At 70.2% G+C, this 21491-nt stretch carries 22 protein-coding genes; 5 read left to right on the plus strand and 17 right to left on the minus strand.

The window, feature by feature from the left end; genetic code table 11:
* Positions 1–4: 4 nt before the first annotated feature.
* Positions 5–364 carry an NADH-quinone oxidoreductase subunit A gene (locus ACIHCM_RS30865; RefSeq protein ID WP_007383963.1) on the minus strand — a complete coding sequence of 120 codons (360 nt, stop codon included), beginning with the start codon at positions 362–364 and terminating at the stop codon, positions 5–7.
* Positions 365–1088: 724 nt separating this feature from the next.
* On the opposite strand from ACIHCM_RS30865, the gene ACIHCM_RS30870 reads away from it, so the two are divergent.
* Complete coding sequence (locus ACIHCM_RS30870) at positions 1089–1925, plus strand: C40 family peptidase (RefSeq protein WP_399903001.1); 837 nt, start codon at positions 1089–1091, stop codon at positions 1923–1925.
* 216 nt (positions 1926–2141) lie between these two features.
* On the opposite strand, the gene ACIHCM_RS30875 is transcribed toward ACIHCM_RS30870, so the two are convergent.
* Together ACIHCM_RS30875 and ACIHCM_RS30880 are read right to left on the minus strand one after the other, a co-directional pair.
* A complete protein-coding gene (locus ACIHCM_RS30875; RefSeq protein ID WP_399903004.1) occupies positions 2142–3836 on the minus strand; it encodes a hypothetical protein in 1695 nt (564 codons plus the stop codon).
* A gap of 344 nt (positions 3837–4180) precedes the next feature.
* Positions 4181–5467 (minus strand): geranylgeranyl reductase family protein, encoded by a 1287-nt coding sequence (locus tag ACIHCM_RS30880; protein ID WP_393112609.1) that lies wholly within the window; start codon positions 5465–5467, stop codon positions 4181–4183.
* Positions 5468–5565: 98 nt separating this feature from the next.
* Here ACIHCM_RS30880 and ACIHCM_RS30885 point away from each other — a divergent pair, with 98 nt between their 5' ends.
* Together ACIHCM_RS30885 and ACIHCM_RS30890 are read left to right on the plus strand one after the other, a co-directional pair.
* A complete protein-coding gene (locus ACIHCM_RS30885) occupies positions 5566–6084 on the plus strand; it encodes a GNAT family N-acetyltransferase (protein ID WP_399903009.1) in 519 nt (172 codons plus the stop codon).
* Between the two features lie 93 nt (positions 6085–6177).
* Positions 6178–6519 carry a PASTA domain-containing protein gene (locus ACIHCM_RS30890; protein WP_399903012.1) on the plus strand — a complete coding sequence of 114 codons (342 nt, stop codon included), beginning with the start codon at positions 6178–6180 and terminating at the stop codon, positions 6517–6519.
* 72 nt (positions 6520–6591) lie between these two features.
* Here ACIHCM_RS30890 and ACIHCM_RS30895 read toward each other — a convergent pair whose 3' ends face one another.
* From ACIHCM_RS30895 to ACIHCM_RS30915, 5 genes are all read right to left on the minus strand, one after another.
* Complete coding sequence (locus ACIHCM_RS30895; protein ID WP_399903015.1) at positions 6592–7284, minus strand: demethylmenaquinone methyltransferase; 693 nt, start codon at positions 7282–7284, stop codon at positions 6592–6594.
* Positions 7285–7356: 72 nt separating this feature from the next.
* Positions 7357–7959, minus strand: a complete 603-nt coding sequence (locus ACIHCM_RS30900; protein ID WP_399903018.1) for a hypothetical protein — start codon at positions 7957–7959, stop codon at positions 7357–7359.
* A 1-nt stretch (position 7960) separates the two neighbouring features.
* Positions 7961–9160: a cyclic dehypoxanthinyl futalosine synthase gene (mqnC, locus tag ACIHCM_RS30905; RefSeq protein ID WP_399903021.1), complete on the minus strand. Its 1200-nt coding sequence runs from the start codon at positions 9158–9160 to the stop codon at positions 7961–7963.
* Positions 9161–9231: 71 nt separating this feature from the next.
* Positions 9232–9963 (minus strand): prepilin peptidase, encoded by a 732-nt coding sequence (locus ACIHCM_RS30910; protein WP_399903023.1) that lies wholly within the window; start codon positions 9961–9963, stop codon positions 9232–9234.
* Positions 9960–12935, minus strand: coding sequence for a BTAD domain-containing putative transcriptional regulator (locus ACIHCM_RS30915; protein WP_399903026.1), 2976 nt, complete (start codon positions 12933–12935; stop codon positions 9960–9962). Before ACIHCM_RS30915 ends, ACIHCM_RS30910 begins: the two co-directional genes overlap by 4 nt.
* 292 nt (positions 12936–13227) lie before the next feature.
* Between ACIHCM_RS30915 and ACIHCM_RS30920 the strand changes: the two genes are divergently transcribed.
* Complete coding sequence (locus ACIHCM_RS30920; protein WP_399903029.1) at positions 13228–13623, plus strand: hypothetical protein; 396 nt, start codon at positions 13228–13230, stop codon at positions 13621–13623.
* A 111-nt stretch (positions 13624–13734) separates the two neighbouring features.
* On the opposite strand, the gene ACIHCM_RS30925 is transcribed toward ACIHCM_RS30920, so the two are convergent.
* The 9 genes from ACIHCM_RS30925 to ACIHCM_RS30965 are packed head-to-tail and all read right to left on the minus strand — an operon-like array spanning position 13735 to position 20208.
* Positions 13735–14193: a TadE/TadG family type IV pilus assembly protein gene (locus ACIHCM_RS30925; RefSeq protein ID WP_399903031.1), complete on the minus strand. Its 459-nt coding sequence runs from the start codon at positions 14191–14193 to the stop codon at positions 13735–13737.
* Complete coding sequence (locus ACIHCM_RS30930) at positions 14190–14606, minus strand: TadE/TadG family type IV pilus assembly protein (RefSeq protein ID WP_399903033.1); 417 nt, start codon at positions 14604–14606, stop codon at positions 14190–14192. The genes ACIHCM_RS30925 and ACIHCM_RS30930 overlap by 4 nt, the downstream gene beginning before the upstream one ends.
* Positions 14607–14608: 2 nt before the next feature.
* Complete coding sequence (locus tag ACIHCM_RS30935) at positions 14609–15070, minus strand: TadE family protein (RefSeq protein ID WP_399903036.1); 462 nt, start codon at positions 15068–15070, stop codon at positions 14609–14611.
* Positions 15071–15096: 26 nt separating this feature from the next.
* Positions 15097–15348, minus strand: coding sequence for a hypothetical protein (locus ACIHCM_RS30940; RefSeq protein WP_399903038.1), 252 nt, complete (start codon positions 15346–15348; stop codon positions 15097–15099).
* Between the two features lie 59 nt (positions 15349–15407).
* On the minus strand, positions 15408–16331 hold the full coding sequence (locus ACIHCM_RS30945) for a type II secretion system F family protein (protein WP_399903041.1): 924 nt from the start codon (positions 16329–16331) through the stop codon (positions 15408–15410).
* Positions 16328–17326 carry a type II secretion system F family protein gene (locus tag ACIHCM_RS30950; RefSeq protein WP_399903044.1) on the minus strand — a complete coding sequence of 333 codons (999 nt, stop codon included), beginning with the start codon at positions 17324–17326 and terminating at the stop codon, positions 16328–16330. The genes ACIHCM_RS30945 and ACIHCM_RS30950 overlap by 4 nt, the downstream gene beginning before the upstream one ends.
* 10 nt (positions 17327–17336) lie before the next feature.
* The gene (locus tag ACIHCM_RS30955) at positions 17337–18644 is read right to left on the minus strand and encodes a CpaF family protein (protein ID WP_399903047.1); all 1308 of its coding nucleotides are present in this window, start codon (positions 18642–18644) and stop codon (positions 17337–17339) included.
* Positions 18641–19477 (minus strand): hypothetical protein, encoded by an 837-nt coding sequence (locus ACIHCM_RS30960; RefSeq protein WP_399903050.1) that lies wholly within the window; start codon positions 19475–19477, stop codon positions 18641–18643. The genes ACIHCM_RS30955 and ACIHCM_RS30960 overlap by 4 nt, the downstream gene beginning before the upstream one ends.
* A 17-nt stretch (positions 19478–19494) precedes the next feature.
* Entirely contained in the window at positions 19495–20208 is a 714-nt protein-coding gene (locus ACIHCM_RS30965; RefSeq protein ID WP_399903053.1) for a hypothetical protein, read from the minus strand.
* Between the two features lie 494 nt (positions 20209–20702).
* On the opposite strand from ACIHCM_RS30965, the gene ACIHCM_RS30970 reads away from it, so the two are divergent.
* Complete coding sequence (locus tag ACIHCM_RS30970) at positions 20703–21410, plus strand: hypothetical protein (protein ID WP_399903056.1); 708 nt, start codon at positions 20703–20705, stop codon at positions 21408–21410.
* Positions 21411–21491 lie beyond the last annotated feature (81 nt).

Raw genomic sequence — 21491 nt, forward strand, 5'->3', positions numbered from 1 at the left:
CCCCTCAGTCCCATTCCAGGCCGCCGCGCCGCCACACGTACGCGTAGGCGACGAAGACGGTGAGCACGAAGAGCAGCATCTCCACGAGCCCGAACACACCCAGGGCGTCGAAGGTGACGGCCCACGGGTAGAGGAAGACGATCTCGATGTCGAAGACGATGAAGAGCATCGCCGTCAGGTAGTACTTGATGGGGAAGCGCCCGCCGCCGGCCGGCGTGGGGGTCGGCTCGATACCGCACTCGTAGGCTTCGAGCTTGGCGCGGTTGTACCGCTTCGGACCGATCAGCGTGGCCATGACCACGGAGAAGATCGCAAAGCCTGCCCCGAGGGCTCCCAGTACGAGGATGGGCGCATACGCGTTCACCGCTCCTCGCTCCTCTCAGTCGGCGCTGACTGCTGGCGGTTGCATCAGGCTTCACGCCTGACTCACCTGTCCCACGAACCCCGCTCGGCCCGGCGAAGATCGAGAACATGTGAAGCAGGTCACAAGCCCAACTGCCTCGCATCTTATGCCTGCCGCTCTGTGATCTGCGACACGGGGTATTGCACAAGCTTTGTGATCTCCACCACCTGATGAAGGATCATGAAGTCGGATGATCGGCGATCTTCACACGTGAAGCGTCCAAGTGATCACCAGAGGTGACATTTTCGATCGTCACCGCAGCTCACGGGGGGCCTCGGCGGGCGTCTCCATATCAAGAGACTTCCCTTGCATGCAAATTGGCGCAGGGCGTTCCGCCCTGATAGTGCGACGCATTCACACATCAGGGGGAGGCGGAGGCGAGATGTGGACGTGTGCACGCGTTCACGAACGCGGGGCGGCGGTTCCGGCGCGCCGGACGCACGCGGCCCGGAGACCGTTCCGTGACCTCCGCCACATCGATGAGAGGTCCCTGAGAAGCGGGCTTGGCCAACCATGCCAACCAGTGGTAGGCCGGGCGCAATTCGGGCGTAACGAAGAAACCCCATGATCACAGGCTTGGTGACCGACGTCCGCGATGTCCGTTACGGCGTCAATAAAGGGGGAGCCGCCGGGGATTCGGGCCGTCGATTGAACAACTGTGGCGGACCACACGTTTCTTGAAGGTATGGAGGAGCCCCTGATACCGGTTATTCCCATGTCCCACACCGCTCACATACGTAGCCACCGGAAGCCCCGCCCGCGCAGTGCGTCGAAGATGGCGATGCGCGCCGGAGTTGCCGGTGGCATCCTCAGCACCGTGGCAGTGGCCGGCGCATCGGCCTCGGCGACCGCCGCCGAGCCGGTGACGCAGACGCTCGAACTGCCCACCCTCACGGCGGACCTGTCCGCACAGGTCGCCCAGTCCGCGGACGCCACGCAGCTGGCCGCCGCGAACTACGAGCTTCAGGCCGAGCGTGACGCGGCCGCCGCCCAGGCCGCCAAGGAGGCCAAGGCCGACCTGGCCGTGGCCAAGAAGAAGGCGGAGGCCCGCAAGAAGGCCGCCGAGGAGGCGCGCCAGGCCGCCGCGGAGCGCGCCGCGCGTGACGCCGAGCGGGCCACCCTCTCGACCGTCTCCGACGGCTCCGACGCCGTGAGCGTGCCGTCCGGCGGCAGCGTCGCGACCGTCATCGCCTTCCTCCAGGCCCAGGTGGGCGACGCCTACGTGATGGGCGCCAGCGGGCCCAACGCCTGGGACTGCTCCAGCCTGGTGCAGGCGGCGTTCAAGCAGGTCGGTGTGGACCTTCCGCGCGTGTCGCAGGACCAGTCGATGGTCGGCACGGACGTCTCCCTGTCGAACCTCCAGGTCGGCGACATCCTGTACTGGGGTGGCAAGGGCTCGGCGTACCACGTGGGTGTGTACATCGGGAACGGCCAGTACCTGGACGCGGCGAACCCCTCCAAGGGAGTCGTCGTGCAGGACCTCTCCGGCTACCCGGCGTCGGGTGCGGTGCGCGTGCTCTGACGGCAACAGCCGTCCCCACACATACAAAAGGCGCATCGAGGTACGGAAGGGGCCGCAGCCGCTCGGGGGCGGCGGCCCCTCGCCGTCGTTCCGCTCCTCCCCCGCGCCACTCCCGGGCCGCTCCCGCGTGGCGCCGCCGGACATACGTGACGGGTGCCGCTCCTGGAGGAGCGGCACCCGTCGGCGTGGGGCTGAAGGGCCCTCAGGCGGCGGGCGTCAGGCGGTGGTGCCGCCGCCGTGTGCCGCGCGGCGGCGCAGGAACAGGACCAGGCCGGTTCCCAGGCCGAGTGCGAGGACCGCGGCCCCGGCGAGGAGCGTCACACCGCCGGCGCCGGTGAGGGCCAGGCCGCCGTCCGTGCCGGCTCCCGAGTCGCCGCCGGAGGCGTCACCTCCCGTGCCGCCGCCGGAGCCGGAGCCGCCGTCCGTGCCGGAGGAGGAACCGCCGCCCGACGTGCCACCGTTCGACGTGCCACCGTCCGCCGAGCCGGTGCCGCCGTCCGTGGACCCCTCGTCGCCGCTGCCGTTGAGCACGATCCAGGCGGTGTCGTTGGACTTGTCGGATTCGGACGGGTTGTCCCAGTCGGGCAGTGCCACCTTCGCCTTGGCGCCCGCCACGACCCGGTCGATGCGCAGCTCGAACGGGAAGCTCAGCTCCGCGTCCTCCAGCAGTGGAGTGCTCACCCAGCAGAGGTAGCCCTTGGTCCCCTCGGCGATGTCGGTCTCACGACAGGACGTCGGGGCCTTGGTGACCTTCGCGCCCTCGGGAACCTCCACCGTGACGCCGATCGGCTCACCGCCCGAGCGCAGCGAGCTGATCCAGGCGGGGCCGTTGTTGCGGAAGCCGAGCTCCGCCGTGACGGTGTCACCCGCGGCACCCTTGAGCGACGCACCGGTCAGCTCCAGGTCGTAGGTGTTCGTCGTGGGCAGGTCCAGCTCGGCGTACCGGGAGTAGTCCGCCGGGTCGGCGCCCGAGACCTCCTTCAGCTTCAGGTCCGGGCCGCTGCCCGGCTGGTAGTCCTTGGCCGCGCGCAGGCTCTTCGCCTCGGCCGGGCCGACCGCCGTGAAGGAGTAGGTGAAGATGTCGTACAGGGCGAAGTCGGCGGTCTTCACCTTCAGCGGCTCGGTCAGTGCGTACGCGCTCCCGGCCTTGATCGTGTCGGGGAAGGTGCAGATCGCGTCCGTGCCCTGGTGCAGCAGGGATCCGGTGGTCGTCTCGGCGTAGGCGCAGTTGCCGTAGGAGTCGGGGAAGGACACTCCGCGGGAGCCGTGGAAGCGCAGCACCGCGCCCTCGGAGTCCATGCCGCCCTTGTTGCGCAGGCCCACGGGCGCGGCGTAGGTGTCGCCCGCCTGGAGTCCGGCGGGCAGGGAGAGCTGGTGGTTCACGAGCTCGGGGCCGCCCACCAGCACGTCGATGTCGAGCGGCGCGAACTCCAGCCCCTCGCCTTCGCCGGTGACCTTGATGGTGCCGAAGTCGCCGGCCTGGCTGTCGTCGTCGATGTCGAGCCGGATGCCACCGACGCGGTTGTACGTCTCTCCGGCGTACAGCTCGTAGCCGCTGCACACCGCGACGAGGCCGTCGGCGTCGCAGGGCAGCCGCACCGAGGCGACGCCCGCGAGTTCGGAGGCGTCGATACGGATCTTGTACTCGCCGGTGAACACGGGCGGGATGACGCCGTCGCCGTCGAACTCCTCACCCGGGACGTTCAGACGGAGCCGGACCTGCGGCTCCGGGTCCTCTTCGTCGCCGGCGTTCAGCGACAGGTCGACCCGGTCCTCGCCGGTGATCTTCACGGGCAGGGGCGCGGGTGCGGCCTGGGCGGTTCCCACCAGGCCGGCGGCGGCCAGACCCGTGGCGGCCAGCAGGCCGGCCGACCTGAGAAACCAGGTCCGCCACGCTGACTTGAGTGTCATCGGGTGCTCTCTCGTCGACAGGGATGTGCCCGGGCGGGCACACCCCTGTCGACCTGTGACCGACGCGGTCCGTTGCCCACAGGAACATCACAGCGGGATCACATTCCCGCAAACTCCGCCACCATCAAACGCCACATGAACGCAAATGTCCCCCACCTCCCCCATCGGAGCGGAAGGTGGGGTCATGGTCATGCCTTCCGGGCCAGCGCCTTCCGCGCCACGCCGTCCGGGCCAAGCCGTCCGGGCCAGCGCCTTCCGTGCCACCTTGGGCAGCTGCCCGGCCGTCACCGCCCCTTCCGACGACCTTCCTGCTGTGAGGCCGGGTGAGGAGCGGTCCCGCATGATCAGGCTTTCGGGGCCACCTTCGACAGCCCGTTGATGATGCGGTCCATCGCGTCGCCGCCCGTCGGGTCGGTGAGGTTGGCGAGGAGCTTCAGGGTGAACTTCATCAGCACGGGGTGCGTCAGCCCGCGCTGCGCGGCGATCTTCATGACCTTCGGGTTGCCGATGAGCTTCACGAAGGCGCGGCCCAGCGTGTAGTAGCCGCCGTAGGTGTCCTTGAGGACGCGCGGGTAGCGCTGGAGGGCCATCTCACGCCCCGCAGGAGTCGGGCGGGCGTGCGCCTGGACGATGACGTCGGCGGCGATCTGGCCGGATTCCATGGCGTAGGCGATGCCCTCGCCGTTGAAGGGGTTCACCAGGCCGCCGGCGTCGCCGACGAGCAGCAGGCCGCGGGTGTAGTGCGGCTGGCGGTTGAAGGCCATCGGGAGCGCGGCACCCCGGATCGGGCCGGTCATGTTCTCCGGGGTGTAGCCCCAGTCCTCCGGCATCGAGGCGCACCACGCCTTCAGGACCTCGCGCCAGTCCAGTTCCTTGAAGGAGTCGGAGGTGTTGAGCACGCCGAGGCCGACGTTCGAGGTGCCGTCGCCCATGCCGAAGATCCAGCCGTAGCCCGGCAGCAGCCGGTCCTCGCCGGGCCCGCGACGGTCCCACAGCTCCAGCCAGGACTCGAGGTAGTCGTCGTCGTGGCGCGGGGAGGTGAAGTACGTGCGGACCGCGACGCCCATCGGGCGGTCCTCGCGGCGGTGCAGGCCCATCGCGAGGGAGAGCCGGGTGGAGTTGCCGTCCGCCGCGACGACCAGCGGCGCGTGGAAGGTGACCTCACGCTTCTCCTCGCCGAGCTTGGCGTGCACGCCGGTGATGCGGCCGGTGCGGTCGTCCACGATCGGCGCGCCGACGTTGCAGCGCTCGTACAGCCGCGCGCCCGCCTTCTGCGCCTGGCGGGCGAGCTGCTCGTCGAAGTCGTCGCGCTTGCGGACCAGTCCGTAGTCGGGGAAGGAGGCGAGATCCGGCCAGTCCAGCTGGAGCCGCACGCCCCCGCCGATGATCCGCAGGCCCTTGTTGCGCAGCCAGCCGGCCTCCTCGGAGACGTCGATCCCCATCGCCACGAGCTGCTTGACGGCGCGCGGGGTGAGCCCGTCGCCGCACACCTTCTCCCGCGGGAACTCGGTCTTCTCCAGCAGGAGTACGTCCAGTCCGGCCTTGGCGAGGTGGTACGCGGTCGTGGAACCGGCCGGGCCGGCGCCCACGACGATCACATCGGCGGTGTTGTCCGTCAGAGACTCGGCCACGGCGGGATCTCCCCAAGTTCGAAATCTGTGTGCCGACCGGCACTGGACATGGGCAGTCTATTCAGCAGAATTGATCAACCGGCCGAAGGGGATACCCAGTGAACCGAGCTCTGCCCGTGGTACGGCTGCGTGTCCCCACCGACGAGGACGCCGTCGCCTGGCACCGGGTCTTCGACCACCCGGAGGTCATGGAATTCCACGGCGGCAGGTCCGCCGAGCTGTCCGTCTACGAGGAGCTCACCGCCCGCCAGCGCAAGCATGACGCCGAACTGGGCTTCTGCCTGTGGACCGTGCTCGACGCCGACGACCGGGTCGTCGGCTTCACCGGGGCCCAGCCGTGGCCGCGCGAGTGGGGCCCGAAGGGTGAGATCGAGATCGGCTGGCGGCTCGGCCGGGAGCACTGGGGCCGGGGATATGTCACGGCGGCCGCGCGGATGACCCTGGAGCGGGTGCGCGCGGCGGGCATCGGCAGCGTGGTGGCCATGGTCAGCGCGGGCAACACCCGGTCGATCGCGGTCACCGAGCGGCTCGGTATGCGTCTTGCCGAGACCTTCAGCAGTCCGGAAACGGACAAGCTGGGGCACTGTTTCCGACTCGCTCTTTCCGACCGCCCGTGACGGAGAGTAATAGTCGGCTACGGAAAGCCACTTGACGCTTCCGGATCACACCCTCGGGCGGTTACGCTGCCAGTACCTCTGGGGGTGACATCTGTGCGTATAACACCCAAGACACCCGAAGTTCGCGTGCCGAGGTTCGTCGGCCTGATGGCCATGGACGCCCGGGAGGCAGCCAAGGCACAGGGCGTGCTGCTGGCCGCACCCGACCGGCCCGACTTCCATCTCACCGTCGTGGACTACGTCGTACGCCAGTACCCCCCGCCCGGCGTCGAGGTGCCGCGCGGAGCGGTGGTGACGGTGTGGTTCGACCTCGGGGAGGGTGAGGGCGGCGGAGGCGCGGGCGTACGGGAGCCGCGGCTGCCGAGGCCGCCGAGGGGCGGGATGGAGCGCGAGCTCGGGCAGCCGCCCGGGGAGACCTTCGAGGCGATCAGGTGAGCACGGCTCTCACCTGACAGGGGCGGGCCTCCCGGATGAGCCCGCGGCTCATCCCACGGACGAGCCCACGCCTCAGACCTTGAATCCCCGGTGCAGAGCGACCACCCCACCGGTCAGGTTCCGCCACGCGACCTTCGACCAGCCGGCCTTGCCCAGCCGCTCGGCCAGCGCCGGCTGGTCGGGCCAGGCCCGGATGGACTCGGCGAGATAGACGTACGCCTCCGGATTGGACGACACCGCCCGGGCCACCGGCGGCAGCGCCCGCATCAGGTACTCGGTGTAGACCGTGCGGAACGGCTGCCACGTCGGATGCGAGAACTCGCAGATCACCACACGTCCGCCCGGCCGCGTCACCCGGTACATCTCGCGCAGCGCGGCGTCCGTGTCCTGCACGTTGCGCAGCCCGAAGGAGATGGTGACGGCGTCGAACACGTCGTCCTTGAAGGGCAGCCGCGTCGCGTCGCCGGCCGTCAGTGGCAGCCAGGGGTGGCGCTGCTTGCCGACCTGGAGCATGCCGAGGGAGAAGTCACAGGGCACGACGTAGGCACCGGCACGTGTGAAGGGCAGCGAGGAGGTGGCCGTACCGGCGGCCAGGTCCAGCACCTTCTGTGCGGGGCGCGCGTCGACCGCCTTGGCGACCTCCCGGCGCCACACCCGGTCCTGGCCGAGGGACAGCACGTCGTTCGTCAGGTCGTACCGTTCCGCCACGTCGTCGAACATCGAGGCGACTTCGTGCGGCTGCTTGTTCAGGGAAGCGCGGGTCACGAAGACCATTCTTGCAGCACCCTCTCAGGGACAGGGGCGCGGCATCTCCTGGGCGACCAGCGCGGCGCCGCCCTACTTCCGCCGGAACACGATCCGCCCCGCCACCACGGTCACGACACAGCTCCCGCCCCCGCGCTCGGCCAGCTCCGCCTCGTCGCGCACGTCGAACACGGCGAACCGCGCGGCCGAACCACTCTCACGCGCGGGCGGGAAGTCCACGGGCAGCCCGGAGCCGAAGGGGTCGAGGGAGGGCACTCCGCCCGGCACGCCGAGCCGTCCCGTCACACCGATCCCGGACCGCCGGACGGCCGCGACGACGGCGCGGTTGCTGAACGTCCCCGCCACCACGACGGTCCCGCGCGCCAGCATCCGCTGCACTCCGCGCCGCGCGCTGGCACCCCACCGCGTCTCGTCGATCGCCAGCGCGTTCAGGGCGCCCCCGGTGAGCGGCTCGGTGCCGAGTTCGCCGGCCTCCCGCGGGTCCGGGTGGTAGGCCTGTTCGAGCAGTTCGGGCCCGTGCGGGTTGACCAGACCCGAGGTGAGGATGCCGGGCCAGCGCCGCACGCGCGCGAGCGGATGGGCGCCGGTGAGCTCCTCCAGAGGACCGGACGCGAGAACCCATTCGTCACGCACGGCGAGGGCGCGCCCCCTGGAGTCCGCGTGAATCGTCAGCAAGTCAGCTGGAGGCGAGCAGCTTCAGCTCGGGGTGAGCCGTGCCGCCCTCGATCGCGGTGGAGGAGATGTGGGACATGACGCGCTCGTCGACGGGGTCGTTCGCCGGGTCGTCGTGGACGACGAGGTGCTCGTACGTCGTGTTCCGCTGGGCGGGCACGCGGTCCGCCGTGCGGATCATCTCGATCATCTCCAGCAGGTTGGAGCGGTGCTTGGCGCCGGCCGCGGAGACGACGTTCTCCTCCAGCATCACCGAGCCGAGGTCGTCCGCCCCGTAGTGCAGGGTCATCTGCCCGGCGTCCTTGCCCGTGGTCAGCCAGGAGCCCTGGATATGGGCGACGTTGTCGAGGAAGAGCCGGGCGATCGCGATCATCCGGAGGTACTCGAAGATGGTGGCCTGGGTGCGGCCCTTCAGGTGGTTGTTCTGAGGCTGGTAGAGGTACGGGATGAAGGCGCGGAAACCGCCCGTGCGGTCCTGTACGTCCCGGATCATCCGGATGTGCTCGATCCGCTCGGCGTTGGTCTCACCGGTCCCCATGAGCATGGTCGACGTGGACTCGACGCCCATCCGGTGGGCCGTCTCCATGATCTCCAGCCACCGCTCGCCGCTCTCCTTGAGCGGCGCGATGGCCTTGCGCGGCCGCTCGGGCAGCAGTTCGGCACCGGCGCCGGCGAACGAGTCCAGCCCGGCGGCGTGGATCCGCTGAATGGCCTCCTCCACCGACACCTTGGAGATCCGGGCCATGTGCTCGACCTCGCTCGCCCCCAGGCTGTGGATGACGAGCTGCGGGAACTCCTTCTTGATGGCCGCGAAGTGCTTCTCGTAGTACTCGACGCCGTAGTCGGGGTGGTGACCACCCTGGAACATGACCTGGGTCCCGCCCAGTTCGACGGTCTCCGCGCACCGGCGCAGGATGTCGTCCAGATCGCGCGTCCAGCCCTTCGCCTTGTCCTTCGGCGGGGCGTAGAACGCGCAGAACTTGCACGCCGTGACACACACGTTCGTGTAGTTGATGTTCCGCTCGATGATGTACGTCGCGATGTGCTCGGTGCCCGCGTACCGACGGCGGCGTACGGCGTCGGCGGCGGCGCCCAGCGCGTGCAGCGGGGCGTCGCGGTAGAGGTCGAGCGCCTCCTCGGGGGTGATCCGTCCGCCCTCGGCGGCACGGTCGAGGACGGACTGGAGGTCGGCCTTCTCGGTCACCGGGTGTCCCTTTCGTCAAGGGTTGCGGACGGACTGAACCAGCCTACGCCAGCCGTTTTCCCACCCCGCCCTCAGCCCGCCGCTCCCAGCAACAACCCTGCGAAGGCGCCCGCGAGCAGGAACGGACCGAACGGAATGGCGGTCTTGCGCCCCGCCTTCCGTACGACGATCAGGGCACCCCCGTACACCGCCCCGCACACGAAGGCGGCGAAGGTGCCGAGCAGCACCGCCCCCCACCCGTACCAGCCGAGCACCGCACCGGCCCCGAGCGCCAGCTTCACATCGCCGAAGCCCATGCCCGCGGGGTTGATCAGGAAGAGCAGGAAGTAGAAGCCGCCGAGGGCGAGGGAGCCCAGCAGGGCGGTGCCCAGGTCCCCGGCGTGTCCCGGCACCAGCGAGGCGACTCCCAGCAGGGCCAGGGCGCCGGCCGCGAGGGGCAGCGTGAGCGGGTCGGGCAGCCGCTGAACCCGCAGGTCGACGGCCGCGAGCAGCACACCGGCGGGCGTGAACAGCAGCCAGACGCCGAGTTCGGGCCGGGGGCCGGTGACGGTGGCGAGGGCGGCGCACAGGAGCGCGGTGAACAGGGCCGGCCACACCGAGCGGGGGCCGTAGGACGAGACGCCGGCCGCGCACAGAGCGCACCGTGCGGGCCCGGCCCACCCCCGGATCGGATGCCCGCCCGGACACCGCTCACGCCAGCCCTCCCCGGACGGCACGGAGAAGCGGTGGACCGCCCTCGGCAGCAGCGCACCCGCGACGGCGCCCCAGGCAGCGGCCGCGACGATCAGCGTGGCTCCGCTCATCCCCCTGCCGCCGCGCCCTCACGCCAGCTCGGCAGAAGCTCGTCCAGCAGGGCCTCGGTGCGCGGCGGCAGCCCTCGTGCCCCGCTGCGGCCGAGCAGATCCTCGGCGAGCACGTGGAGCCGGGCTGTGTCGCCGGTGCTGTGGGTCGCGCGCAGCAACTCGTGCCAGAGCCGCTCGTCGGAGGGAGCGGTGCGCAGGGCCGCGCCCAGCGCCTCGATGGCCTTCTCCGCGCGGTCCTTCTCCAGATGGAACGCGGACAGGGCGAGCCCGATGTCCGCGACGAGCAGCGGAAGCTGAGCGTCGACGATCTCGTAGGTGAGCCAGCGGTAGCGGCCCTCGGGCCGGTCCGACAGCAGCGGGCCGCGCACCAGACCGAGCGCCTGCGTCAGCAGGCGCCCGCGCACGGCACGGTTGTCGGCGCCGTCGCCCTGTGTGGCCTCGTGATACAGGGAGCGCAGCACGTCCAGGTCGGAGACGACGGATCGGGCGAGCGTGAGCCGCCCGGTCGCGTCGGTACGCAGCCGCGGGCTGCCGTCCGGGTCGGTGCCGAGCCAGGCTCGCAGCCGCTCCAGAAGCGCCTCCCGTACGTCGTCGGTGACGCCCCGCGGCCACAGGGCGGAGGCCAGGACCCGTGGGTTCACCCCTTCCCGGTGCAGGAGCAGCAGCGCGAGCGCCTCGTGAAGCAGGGCACTGCGCTCGCCGTCCGGGGTCTCCAGTCCCGTGATCTCGTACGACCCGACCAGACGCGCGTACACCGCCGGCCGCCCCTGCTCGCTCAGGTCGACGAGGAACTGGGGGGAGTTGTCCGGCCCGTCGGGTCCGCGCTCGGGGTCGGCGTCGGCGAACAACTCGACGACGGCGCGCTGCTGCTCCGACGGCAGCCGTTGCGCGTCGAGCGAGAGACCGAGGAGCGGGGCGGTCAGCTTGCCGGCCTCGTCGATCTCCATCTCCCATGCGGCGCCGGGCAGTTCACCGCTGCCCGTGCCGACGAGGTAGCCGATGCCGAGGCGGCTCGCGTCGGCGGCGAGTTCGGCGAGCTCGACCGCTTCCCCGGCGGACGGCTCAGCCGCCAGCAGGACGAGGTGCGGGGCCCATCGGGTGTGCTGGGCCGGCCCGGTCCGGCCGGTGAGGACGCTGTCGTGGCCTGCGGCGCCCAGCGCCCCACGCCGCTGCCTGGTCTCGGCCCCCATGGTCTCGATCAGATCCTCGATGCCGTCGAGGTGGCGGATCCGGTTGGGAGCGAGGGCTGTCAGATCCTGGCCGAAACCGACGAGGGTGATGGTCATGCGGTCCGACCAGCCGTTGGTGGCCAGTTCGGCCGCGACCGACGCGAAGACGGCGGCGCGGTCGGCCTCGCGTCCGCTCAGCGAGACGATGCCGGGCACGGCCTCCAGGTTGAGCAGCAGACGGGAGCCGTCCATGGTGCCGAGGCTGACGAGGCCGGGGTACGGGGCTGCCGTGTCGGCGTCCTCGTACCGCTCGGCGTTGCTCCTGGCCAGCTGCCAGAACGTCTGGTCCTGCCCGAGCTGCCAGGGAGCGGGGGGCTTGCCGGCCGGCTGAGCGAGCTGGAGATGCAGGTCGCCGTTGCTGAACCAGACGGCGTAGACGGTCGGCAGCGGCCTCGACTCGGCGGCCAGCGACGCGGCAAGTCCGCGCAGCGACCGGTCCAGCAGCCGTACGCCGTCCGGGTCGGCGCCCACCAGCAGCGCGTCCTGCACGTCCAGGGCGTCGCCGGTCGGCGTGGGCGGCTCCATGCCGCGCCGCCCGCCGGCAGCACCCAGCGCGGACTGCCACAGGGCCTGCCGGCGCCGGTGGCCGAGGGCGGCCAGAAGCCCGGCGGCGAGGAGGGGGGCGCCGAGCAGAGCCTCGGGGAGGCCGAAGGCACGGTCGGACTCGGCGGCGGGGGTGGCGTGCTGCTCGCCCTGTTCCGGCCGCGGGGCGGACTGCTCGGGCGCGGGCCGCTGCTCGGGCACGGACACGTGCGCGGAGTCGGCTCCCTGGCGGCCGTGGGCGCCTTGACCACCGGCGCCCTCGGCCTGGTCCCCGGTCCGGGCGTACTCGTTGATCTGCTGCTGCACGTCCTGTGAGACGTCTGCCGCCTCGTCGGGCATCTCGACCAGCTCACCGCCGACCGCGTCGCCGGGCATCTCCATGATCCAGCCCGGCCTGATCAGACTGGCCTCGGCCAGCCTGGAACCGTCGGGCTGCACACGGTCCTTGTTGAGTTCGAAGATCTCCTTGTAGCGGCGCCCGTCGCCCAGGTGCCGCTCGGCGACCTCCCAGAGGGAGTCGTGATGGCGCCCCTCGGGCGGCTGGATCCGGTAGTACTTGGTGTCGCCCTGCTTGGCGGCGCTGCCGTCGACGGCCTGCGCGGCGGCGTCGGACGCCTGCTCGGCGAGGGCGGCGGCGGTGTTCGCCGCCTGCTCCTGCTGCTGGGCGAACAGCCCCGGCGTCTGCTGGGCCGCGGCGACGGTCCCCCTCTGGTTCCCGTCCATGCCTTGCCCGAGCTGTGACAGACCCGGGGTGAAGCCGGCCGCGGTGGCACCGACGAGCAGCAGTGCGGCGACGAGTTGCCGGGCCAGCAGCTGACTGGGACCGGCCCCGGGCACCCGCCCCGGCACGCCCACGCCGGACAGGGCGGCCTTCACCTCGACGAGCACGCAGGCGGTGAACTGGGCCCAGGCGAGCCAGACGACGAAGGTGAGGATGTCGAGGAAGGTCCCGACAGTGATCTCCTGCTGCAACCACTGAAGGCTCGGCGCCTCGGTGGGCAACGGCCAGCCTGCCTGCGTCGCGAGCACGAACGGCACGCCGCCGAGAAGCCCCACGAGTGCCAGGAACGCGAAGAACGCCTTCACGACGTCACCGAAGGTTCGCTGCCGCACACGCAGGGGCTGCGGAGTCCGGTTCCTCGGGCCCGGCGGGTTCGCCGAAGAGCTTCCCGTCGAGCTTGAAGTACGGCGTCGCGGCATGGCGGGTGTCCTGGGGTCGTGTGGGAGGGGGGCAGGGTACGGGCTGCTGAGCCTACAGAGATCCCATGCGATCTTATGGACTCCCTCCGGCACCGTCGAAGCCCGCAAGCCCCAAAGCCTCACCGCTGCAACCGATTTGACACCGACCGCCCGCTACGCCCGACCTGGCGCACCCTCGCTGCTGCCGACGCACCCGCCGTTCGTCGGTAGCCTGGACTTCGGCGCTCAACTGAAACCAACTGGGTCTTCCCGGCTTCGGAGAGGGCCCCTGCACGCAGCACATCAGGGACGCATGATTCGCACACTGGGATTCTTCTCCGAGCTTCATCCCGGATGGGGGCTGCCGCCCGACGGATCGATTCGGGATGCCGTCGGAACAACGGGTGATCCCGATGAGGCCAGTATCGTCGCCTACCTCAGAGGGGGCACGGGCATCTGGAGTGAAATGGGTGCCGAGCCCGACGTTCTGGACCCTGTGGGCCCCAGCCTGACAGGCGCCGCGTCCCTGTACACGGACGGTGAATGGATCTGGCGGGAGGATCTCATCTATTACGTCGTCAAGTATCACGTGACCCTGCCCGAAGATTTTCTCTCACATGTCCGGGCGCGTGATTACATGCCCCGTAAAGTTCCCGAGCGCAGACTGATTGCCATCGCATCAACCGGCCTCGGAATCAAAATGAACTAGCCGTACGGAATGTACGGTTCTCGATGAGTCTCCTGACCGTTTCGCCCAGGTGTGAAGGGCGGCGCCTGGCCGGAAGGTCACCACGGTCGAGCTTCCCGAAGGGCCGCGTGGTCAGCCGACCTGGTTCTCCGCCACCGCCTGTCCGTGGACGGCCACGTCACCGCCGTAGAACAGCCCCGTGAACACCGGTGAGTACGTCAGCTGGATCTCGACCTCCACCTGGTCGGCGTCGGCCGCCACGCAGTGGCTTGCCGCGATGTCGGAGCCGCTCATGTTCATCTCGCGGGCGAAGCTCTTCACCCGGGCGTCGCAGTTCTCGAAGTTGATCGGTGCCGGTCCGCCCTCGTCGTCGTAGAGGGCTTCGAGGTCGATGTCCTGCGCCGCGTACCGGGCGGCCTGTTCCGCGATGTCCGCCGCCCGCTCCCGCTTGGAGATGGACAGACCGCCGTCGATCACGAAGGCGGACAACGACAGGAAGACCAGGGCGAAGATGATGACCGCTCCGGCACCCGAACCCCGGTCGTCCAGCTCCGTCCGGCGAAGAGCCCACCAGGCCCGAACGTCCTTCACGCCGACCTCCGGAACGGGTCCAGCGGTGAGCTGAAGCTGGCCGACAGTGTGGTGGGGATGTCGAGGCCCAGCATCGCCAGGCCGCGCACCTCGCAGCTCACCTCGACCGTGAAGAGGGTGTCGGGCGCGAAGCCCGCGCTGGTCTGCCGTACCGACACCGGGCCCGAGCAGACGTCCGCGAGGTTCGCCTCCGCCGCCTTGCGTGCCTCCGCCATCGCCGTCGCGTGGTCCTTCTGGATGGAGCCCGCGCGGGCCGCGTCCCGGGCGGCCCCGTCGAGCGCGCCACGGCCGTCGACCAATTGCCCGAAAGCGACCAGGACAAGGATGAAGAGGATCATCACCGGGGCGAGGATCACCACCTCGACGGTGGAGAGCCCCCGGTCGTCGCCGTCGCCCGCGAAAGCCGGAGCCATGCTCAGTTCTCCCCCTCCGGAACGAACCTCTCGACCGGTCCCACCGACTGCGCGTGCACCGTGAGGTCCAGCCCCGGGAAGACCGTCGGCACCCGGGCGGTGATCTCCACGCCCACCGTGTTCGCCGCAGGCTGGAGCATGACCACGTCGGGCGACAGGACCAGTTGGGGACCGAGCTGGTCGATGTAGCTGTCCACGACGTCCCGCGCCTCGCCCCGCCAGCCACCCGGCTGTTCGTCGGCCGTGGCCCGCGCCTTGCGAGCGCCGGCCTGCGCCGCGGCCTGGGCCACGTGGTCGGCGAAGAAGTACAGCGCGAACTGGACCGTCGCGAAGATCATGAAGAACAGGATCGGGGTGAGCAGCACGAACTCGATCGCGGTCATGCCGGAGTCGCCACGGGTCGCCGCCGCCTCACGTGCGGTACCGGCCCTGCGGCGCACCCATCTGCCCACACCCACGAACAACCCGCCTACCCCGTCGGACTTCCGGCTCAGCAGGTCTTGCCCGCGTCCGCACCCTTGATGCAGTCGCCGACCTTGTTGGCACCGTCGCTCAGCGCGGTGTTGATGATCGCGGCCACCACGCCGACGATCGCCACGACGACCGCGGAGATGATCACCCACTCGACCGCGGACGCACCGCGGTCCAGCTCGCCGGAGCGGGCGCGCTCCACGCGCGCGCGCAGGAAAGTGACCAGGAAGTCCATCGGCGGGATCCCGGTGCTGAAGTGCCGTCCGTTCATGATGTGTTGTCCTCTCGCTACGAAGTACTGGCTTGTGTCGGGGCTTCGGAACGCTGACGTCAGACCTGGAACACGCGCATCGCCGCCGGGAAGATCAGGAACACCAGGAAGCCGGCACACAGCAGCAGCTGGGCCACGAGCATGGACTGCGACTTCTCCCCCGCGCTGCCCTCGATCTCGGCCAGTTCCCGGTGACGCATGGTCTCGGCACGGGAGGCGAGCGACTCGCGGACCTTGGCGCCGTCGTCGGCGACCAGGGCCAGCGAGGCCGACAGGTCCTTGAGCTCCTCGACCCCGATCTCCTCACCGAGCTGTCCCAGCGCCTGCCACTGGCTGATGCCGGTGATCCGGGCGTCGGCGAGCGCGTTGCGGATCCGCTGGGTCGCCCAGCCGTCCGACACCTCCGCCGCCGCCATCAGGGCCTCGGGGAGACCGCGCCCACCCGCCAGGCTCATCGACACCAGATCCAGGTAGGCACCGATCACCCGCCTCAGGTCCCGGCGCTTCTCCGCCGCGTCCCGTCGTACCTCCAGGTCGGGCAGGAAGAAGAAGACGATCGCGCAGAGCAGCGCCAGCCACACCGGGACGATCAGGCTGCTGCCGAAACCCAGCCGCCAGACCACCGCGAACAGGAACGGGCCGAAGAACAGCCCCGCGACGGCCAGCAGCGCCTTGGTCGCCAGGAACTTCTCCCAGCCACGGTCCAGCACCGCCAGGTCCGCCCGCAGCGAGCGCTGCTCCCACCCCTGCTGCTGGTAGAACTCGGCGACCCGGGACCCGACCTCGGCCCGCAGCGATCCGAAGCGCCCGCCCGAGTCCTGCGCGCTGCGGGCCGACTCGTACGCCGTCCCACGCGCTCGCATCGCATCGATCCGCGCGACCTGCGAGACCGCACTCCGCTTGGCCGGCATCAGTGCGCGGACGAGGACGTAGACACCCAGTCCGATGACCGCGCCGGCCACGATCGGCATCGTCAGGTTCACCGGCGCGTCCCCTCATCCGTCGGGAGTGTCTGAGCGGGGGCCCCGGCCTGCGCCGGCGTCCGCGGCCTGACGAAGCGCACCGACGCCTCGTCCCGTACGAGGAAACGCTCGGGTGTCTCGATCGTCGACAACTTGCGCAGCCACCAGAAGCCCAGCGCGAACAACCCGCAGACGCAGGCGAGGACGAGCTGTCCGACCGGGGTGCCGTACGGCTCGACGAAGTCGCGGTTGAAGATCGCCAGACCGAGCACGAAGGCGATGGAGACGCCGACGACGATCTGCACCGAGCGGCGGGTGGAAGCACGCTGGGCCATCACGCGCTGGCGCATGTCCACCTCTTCGCGCGCCGACTTGGCGAGCGCCCCGAGCACCTGGCGCAGACCGGGACCGCGCAGCCGTGCGTTCAGGATCAGCGCCGCGACGATGATGTCCGCCGAGGCGTCGTCGATCTCGTCGGCGAGCATCTGGAGCGCCTCCGGCAGCGGCGTCCGGGCGCGCAGCCTGTCGACCAGCGCGTCCAGATGGGGGCGCAGGACCGGGGCAGCGGCTCGCGCGGAGGCCGGAATCGCCTGTTCCAGGCCGACGGCGCCCGCGATCGTGTCCCGCAGTGACTCGGTCCAGGAGGCGAGGGCCTCCACCCGCCGCATGGCGGCCCGTTCCTCGGCGGCGCCGCCGAAGAGGCGGTCCCAGAAGAAGACGAGGACACCGGCGGCGATGCCGGCGACCGCCCAGCGGGTCAGCAGCAGTACGGCCAGAGCCACCAGGGCGGCGAGGGAGCCGCGCCGCCCGGCGAAACGGAGCAGCTCGTTCGCGCGCTCGCTCGCCCTCTGCTTCTCGTGCTCCGGTTTCGCGGGCAGTCCGCGTACGGCGACGACGAAGAGCGCGAGACCGCCGCCGACAGCGACACCGCTGACGATCGAGTACAGGACGGTCGCGGAGAACAGTCCGCCCAGGGAGTCGAGTTGGCCGAGGGCGGCGAGATCGAGATTCGTCATGGTCACCCGGTCACCCCCACGTTCCCGTGGGCCGGTAGCCCTGCGCGATCAGGTCCTCCACGCACGCGATGGGCGCGTGCGGCGCGACCCGCCCGTCGGGAAGCTCCGCGAACACCTCGCTGGACAGGACCCGGCCGTCGACGCCGTTGACTTCGCGGACCGAGGTGACCATGCGCTGGAGGCGACCCCCGGTCTGGAAGGCGTTACGGCGCTGGATGAAGACGACGAAATTCACCGCACCGGCGATCAGCATCTGACTGGCCTCGATGGGCAGCCGCTCGGACGCCTGCAACGCGTACGTCGAGATGCGGTTGAAGACCTCGCTGGAGCTGTTGGCGTGGATCGTCGACAGCGAACCGTCGTTGCCCTGCGACATCGCGTTGAGCATCGTGACGATCTCGTCGCCGAGGACCTCACCGACGATGACCCGGGAGGGATTCATACGCAGGGAGCGCCGAACGAGCTCGGCCATCGAAATGGCGCCCTGCCCCTCAGAGTTGGGCAGCCGCTCCTCGAATGCGACGACGTTGGGATGCAGTTCGGGGAAGGTGTCGAGACCCAGCTCCAGGGCTCGCTCCACGGTGATCAGCCGCTCGTGCGGTGGGATCTCGTTCGCCAGAGCGCGCAGCAGCGTCGTCTTGCCGGCGTTCGTCGCTCCCGCGATCATGATGTTCTTGCGGGCGCGGACCGCGCAGGAGAGGAAGTGCCCGATCTCGGGAGTGACGGTGCCGTTGCCGACCAGGTCGGAGACGAACACCTTGCCCATGCGGGCGCGACGGATCGACAGCGCCGGCCGTCGCGCCACGTCCATGACCGCCGACAGCCGTGAACCGTCCGGCAGTCTGAGGTCGAGCTGCGGATTGGCGGAGTCGAAGGGCCGGGAGGACAGTCCGCTGTACGCACCGAGGACCTGGATCAGCTCGATGAGTTCTTCGTCGGTTTCGGCGACCGGATCGCCCTTGACCTCGCGGCCGTCGGCGTACCCGACGAATACCTGGTCACAGCCGTTGATGTCGATGTTCTCGACCTGCTGGTCGTCGAGGAGGGGCTGCAGGCGCCCGACGCCGAACAGCGCGGCGTGCACGGCAGCCGCGTACTGTTCCTCGGTCTCGGCGTCCAGAGGCGTACGACCCGCGTTGATCTCCGTGCGGGCGTACTCCTCCAGGATCTGGGCTATCACCGCACGGGCGTAGTGCCGCTCGTCCTCGCCGGACATCGGCGCGACGCCGTTCACCTGGTCGAGACGGCGCTGTTCGGCGATGCGGTCGCCGGCGTCCTGCCGGAAGCGCTTGACCAGCTGGTGGTCGACAGCGGTCATCGGCCGGCTCCCTGCGGCGCCCCGCCGGGCACCGACCAGGCGGCGCCGTACTGCTGGTACAGATCCGCGGTGACCTTGCGGGCCGAGCGGATGAGCAGCGACTTGTCGAGCCGCCCGCGCTTGCGCCCGGCCAGCTGCTGGGCCCCCGCCGGATCGTCGGCGATGGTTCCCACCACCCGGGCACCGGTCTGCGCGTGCACCAGCATGTCGTTGACCTGACCGGCCAGCTTGCCGCCGTTGTTCGGGTCGGCGATCAGAACGACGCCGATCAGCGGCGTGGCGAGGCTCGCGGCGCCACGCGGACCGCCGTGCAGCTTCGCCGTCAGAGCGGCGGCACGGTCCCGGACGCGGGCGATGGCCTCGGGCTCGGTACGGGAGATGAGCAGCACGAGGGCCGCGTGCGTGAACAGCTCGGCGGCCGGGGTGTCTCCGCTGATCCTGCCGCAGTCGGCGATGACGTCGGCGGGCGCGTGCGGGGAGTCGGCGAGGGAGGCGAAGGCCCGGCCGAGTGTGGGCCACAGTCCGGCGAGACCCGCGGCCTGCTCGGCGATGCCGAGACCGACGAGGACCTCGAGTCCGCCGCTCAACGGCTGGACGTGATCCCAGAGTTGGTCCGGGACGAGGCCTCTTCTGGCCGTGGCGGCGATGGACAGCATGCCGGCGTTCGGGTTGAGCGGACCGCCGTGCGCGGCGGCGGAACGGTAGACCAGGTCACCGCCCGCCGGGTCGGTTTCGGCGAGCAGGACACGGCGGGGCCAGACCGCCGCGAGGGCGACGGCCGTGGTGGTGACGCCGGGGGAACCCTTGTCGGCGGCGAGAGCGATGAGCGCCATGGGTGCTGAGCCGCCTTCTAGTTGCCGGAGACGCGCACGATGGCCACCTCGCCCGCGGACGCGGCCTGGGTGAGGGCTGCGGCGTCGGCCTGGTCGACAAGGAGCGTGAGCGAGAGGGTGCCGGTGCTCACGGTGGAGTCATTCGCCTCGAGCACCGTGTTCACGCGGGCGTCGTCGACAAGGACCCCGCCGGAGGAAGCACCGGTGCCGGTGTCGTCGCTGTCGGAACTCGAGCCGGAGCTGCCGACGCGATAGGCGGCGATGGTGTCGCCCGGCTTGATGCCCCTCGGGTACTGGCCTTCCTTGAGAGCCAGACCCACGGTGGCCTTGCCTGCGGGCAGGCTGTTGCCCTCGGTGAACATGTCGCCGACGACGACGGTCCCGCCGTAGATGGTGGACTTCGCCTTGAGCTTCTTCAGCGCGTCCCGCTGCTCCCACGGCACGTAGTTGATCGTGTCGTCGTCCGCGACCATCACGGAGGTGGTGTTGCTGTCGCTGATGGACTCACCGGCCTGGATGTCCTTCGTCACCTGGATGACCTCGACCCGGTCCCCGGCCTGGAGGACCAACGTCGTCACGCCGAGCGCACCGACCAGGATGAGCAGCACCGCGAGGGCGGCCAGGGCGGGCTTGCGCTCGCGAGGAGGAGTGGGAAGCCGGTCACCGACAGCCGGTTGAGCCGGAACCGCGGAACGCCCCGCGCCCGCCCCCGTACGCTCCTGGATCTTCACGCAACCGCTCCCCGTACACCCAAATGAAGAATGTTCGCCAAATACCGTGCTGGTAGGGACACTTCATCACCGACCGCCGCTGCGGCGGACGCGCCGGGACGAACCGGCCGGCGCGCGAGAGAGTGTCAAGCCATCGCACCGTATCAGCCGCACATAAGCCCCTCAAGGCACACCCAGCCTCACGCGACCGCAACGAACGCACGCTTGAGCCCTGCCCACTTGAGGTAATTCATCCAGGTTGCCGAAGCGTATGAGCCCTCCCCGGTCGCTGTGCGCGAGCGAAGAGTGTGAGCCGTCACGGGACGACCACCACCCCTGCACGGTTCGCTCACGTGGGGGCGTGGGCGGCGTGCCATGATCTCTGGTCGCCTGCCGCGAGGTGCTCGACGACGCCGATCACGCCGGCCACGTCGGACGGAGGCGTCGGCTACGGCCCATTTGCACCTCGCCCTCATCGCGCTCGACCGCACCGACACACCACGGGGGTTACACCCATGCGACGCACCGCACCGACCATCATCGCGCTCTCCGCTGCCGTACTGCTGACCGCGTGCTCAGCCGACGAGGGCTCCGACACGTCCGCCGCCCCCGAGGCGTCGCCCACCCGCGCGAAGCAGATCTCCCCCAGCGAGCGCCTGGCGCAACTGATGATCACCAAGTCGGACACCGGGGCGGCAGTCGCCGAGGTCGATGAGAACTTCGTCTTCGCCCAGTCCCCGGACGAGGTCACCGTCGACAAGCCGGCCTGCGCCCCCTTGGCCCACGCCATGAATCAACTCCCCCTCGGCGACCCGACGGCCGACCTCACGCGGTATGTCTCGGACGGCATGAAGGGCGCGGCCACGTACATCACCTTGACGACCTACGCCGACGGCGCGGCGGAGACGACGATGGCCGAGCTGTCCCAGGCGGTCGACACCTGCGGCGACGGCTTCACGGCCAAGGCGGGCGACAGCACCAGCACGTACGACACGGTGGCCGCGGAGGATCCCCTCGCGCCCGCCGGTGACGAGACGATCGCCTTCGAGTCCACGATGACCTTCAGCGGGGCGTCCCACACCCTCCACACCCAGGCCGTACGCCGGGCTGACGTCATCGCCGTCTACTTCTCGGTCAACGGCCTCGCCATCGCCAACGGGCAGCCGAGCGACGGAAAGCTGTCGACGACGGTGGTGAAGGCGCAGAACCGGAAACTGGGATGAGTCGCCTTCGCTCCGCAAGGTGAACAACCGCCCTGTGCCTCAGGGCTGGGCCACACGCCCTGCCGCAGTTCGCTCTGGCGA

It is taken from the genome of Streptomyces sp. NPDC052023 (genome assembly GCF_044548465.1).
GTDB lineage: Bacteria > Actinomycetota > Actinomycetes > Streptomycetales > Streptomycetaceae > Streptomyces.

Coding starts and splice junctions, on each gene's coding strand:
- ACIHCM_RS30870 (WP_399903001.1), top strand. CDS start 1,089: ATGGAGGAGCCCCTGATACCGGTTATTCCCATGTCCCACACCGCTCAC.
- ACIHCM_RS30875 (WP_399903004.1), bottom strand. CDS start 3,836: ATGACACTCAAGTCAGCGTGGCGGACCTGGTTTCTCAGGTCGGCCGGC.
- ACIHCM_RS30910 (WP_399903023.1), bottom strand. CDS start 9,963: ATGAGCGGAGCCACGCTGATCGTCGCGGCCGCTGCCTGGGGCGCCGTC.
- ACIHCM_RS30915 (WP_399903026.1), bottom strand. CDS start 12,935: ATGCCGCGACGCCGTACTTCAAGCTCGACGGGAAGCTCTTCGGCGAAC.
- ACIHCM_RS30920 (WP_399903029.1), top strand. CDS start 13,228: ATGATTCGCACACTGGGATTCTTCTCCGAGCTTCATCCCGGATGGGGG.
- ACIHCM_RS30930 (WP_399903033.1), bottom strand. CDS start 14,606: ATGGCTCCGGCTTTCGCGGGCGACGGCGACGACCGGGGGCTCTCCACC.
- ACIHCM_RS30940 (WP_399903038.1), bottom strand. CDS start 15,348: ATGAACGGACGGCACTTCAGCACCGGGATCCCGCCGATGGACTTCCTG.
- ACIHCM_RS30950 (WP_399903044.1), bottom strand. CDS start 17,326: ATGACGAATCTCGATCTCGCCGCCCTCGGCCAACTCGACTCCCTGGGC.
- ACIHCM_RS30955 (WP_399903047.1), bottom strand. CDS start 18,644: ATGACCGCTGTCGACCACCAGCTGGTCAAGCGCTTCCGGCAGGACGCC.
- ACIHCM_RS30960 (WP_399903050.1), bottom strand. CDS start 19,477: ATGGCGCTCATCGCTCTCGCCGCCGACAAGGGTTCCCCCGGCGTCACC.
- ACIHCM_RS30970 (WP_399903056.1), top strand. CDS start 20,703: ATGCGACGCACCGCACCGACCATCATCGCGCTCTCCGCTGCCGTACTG.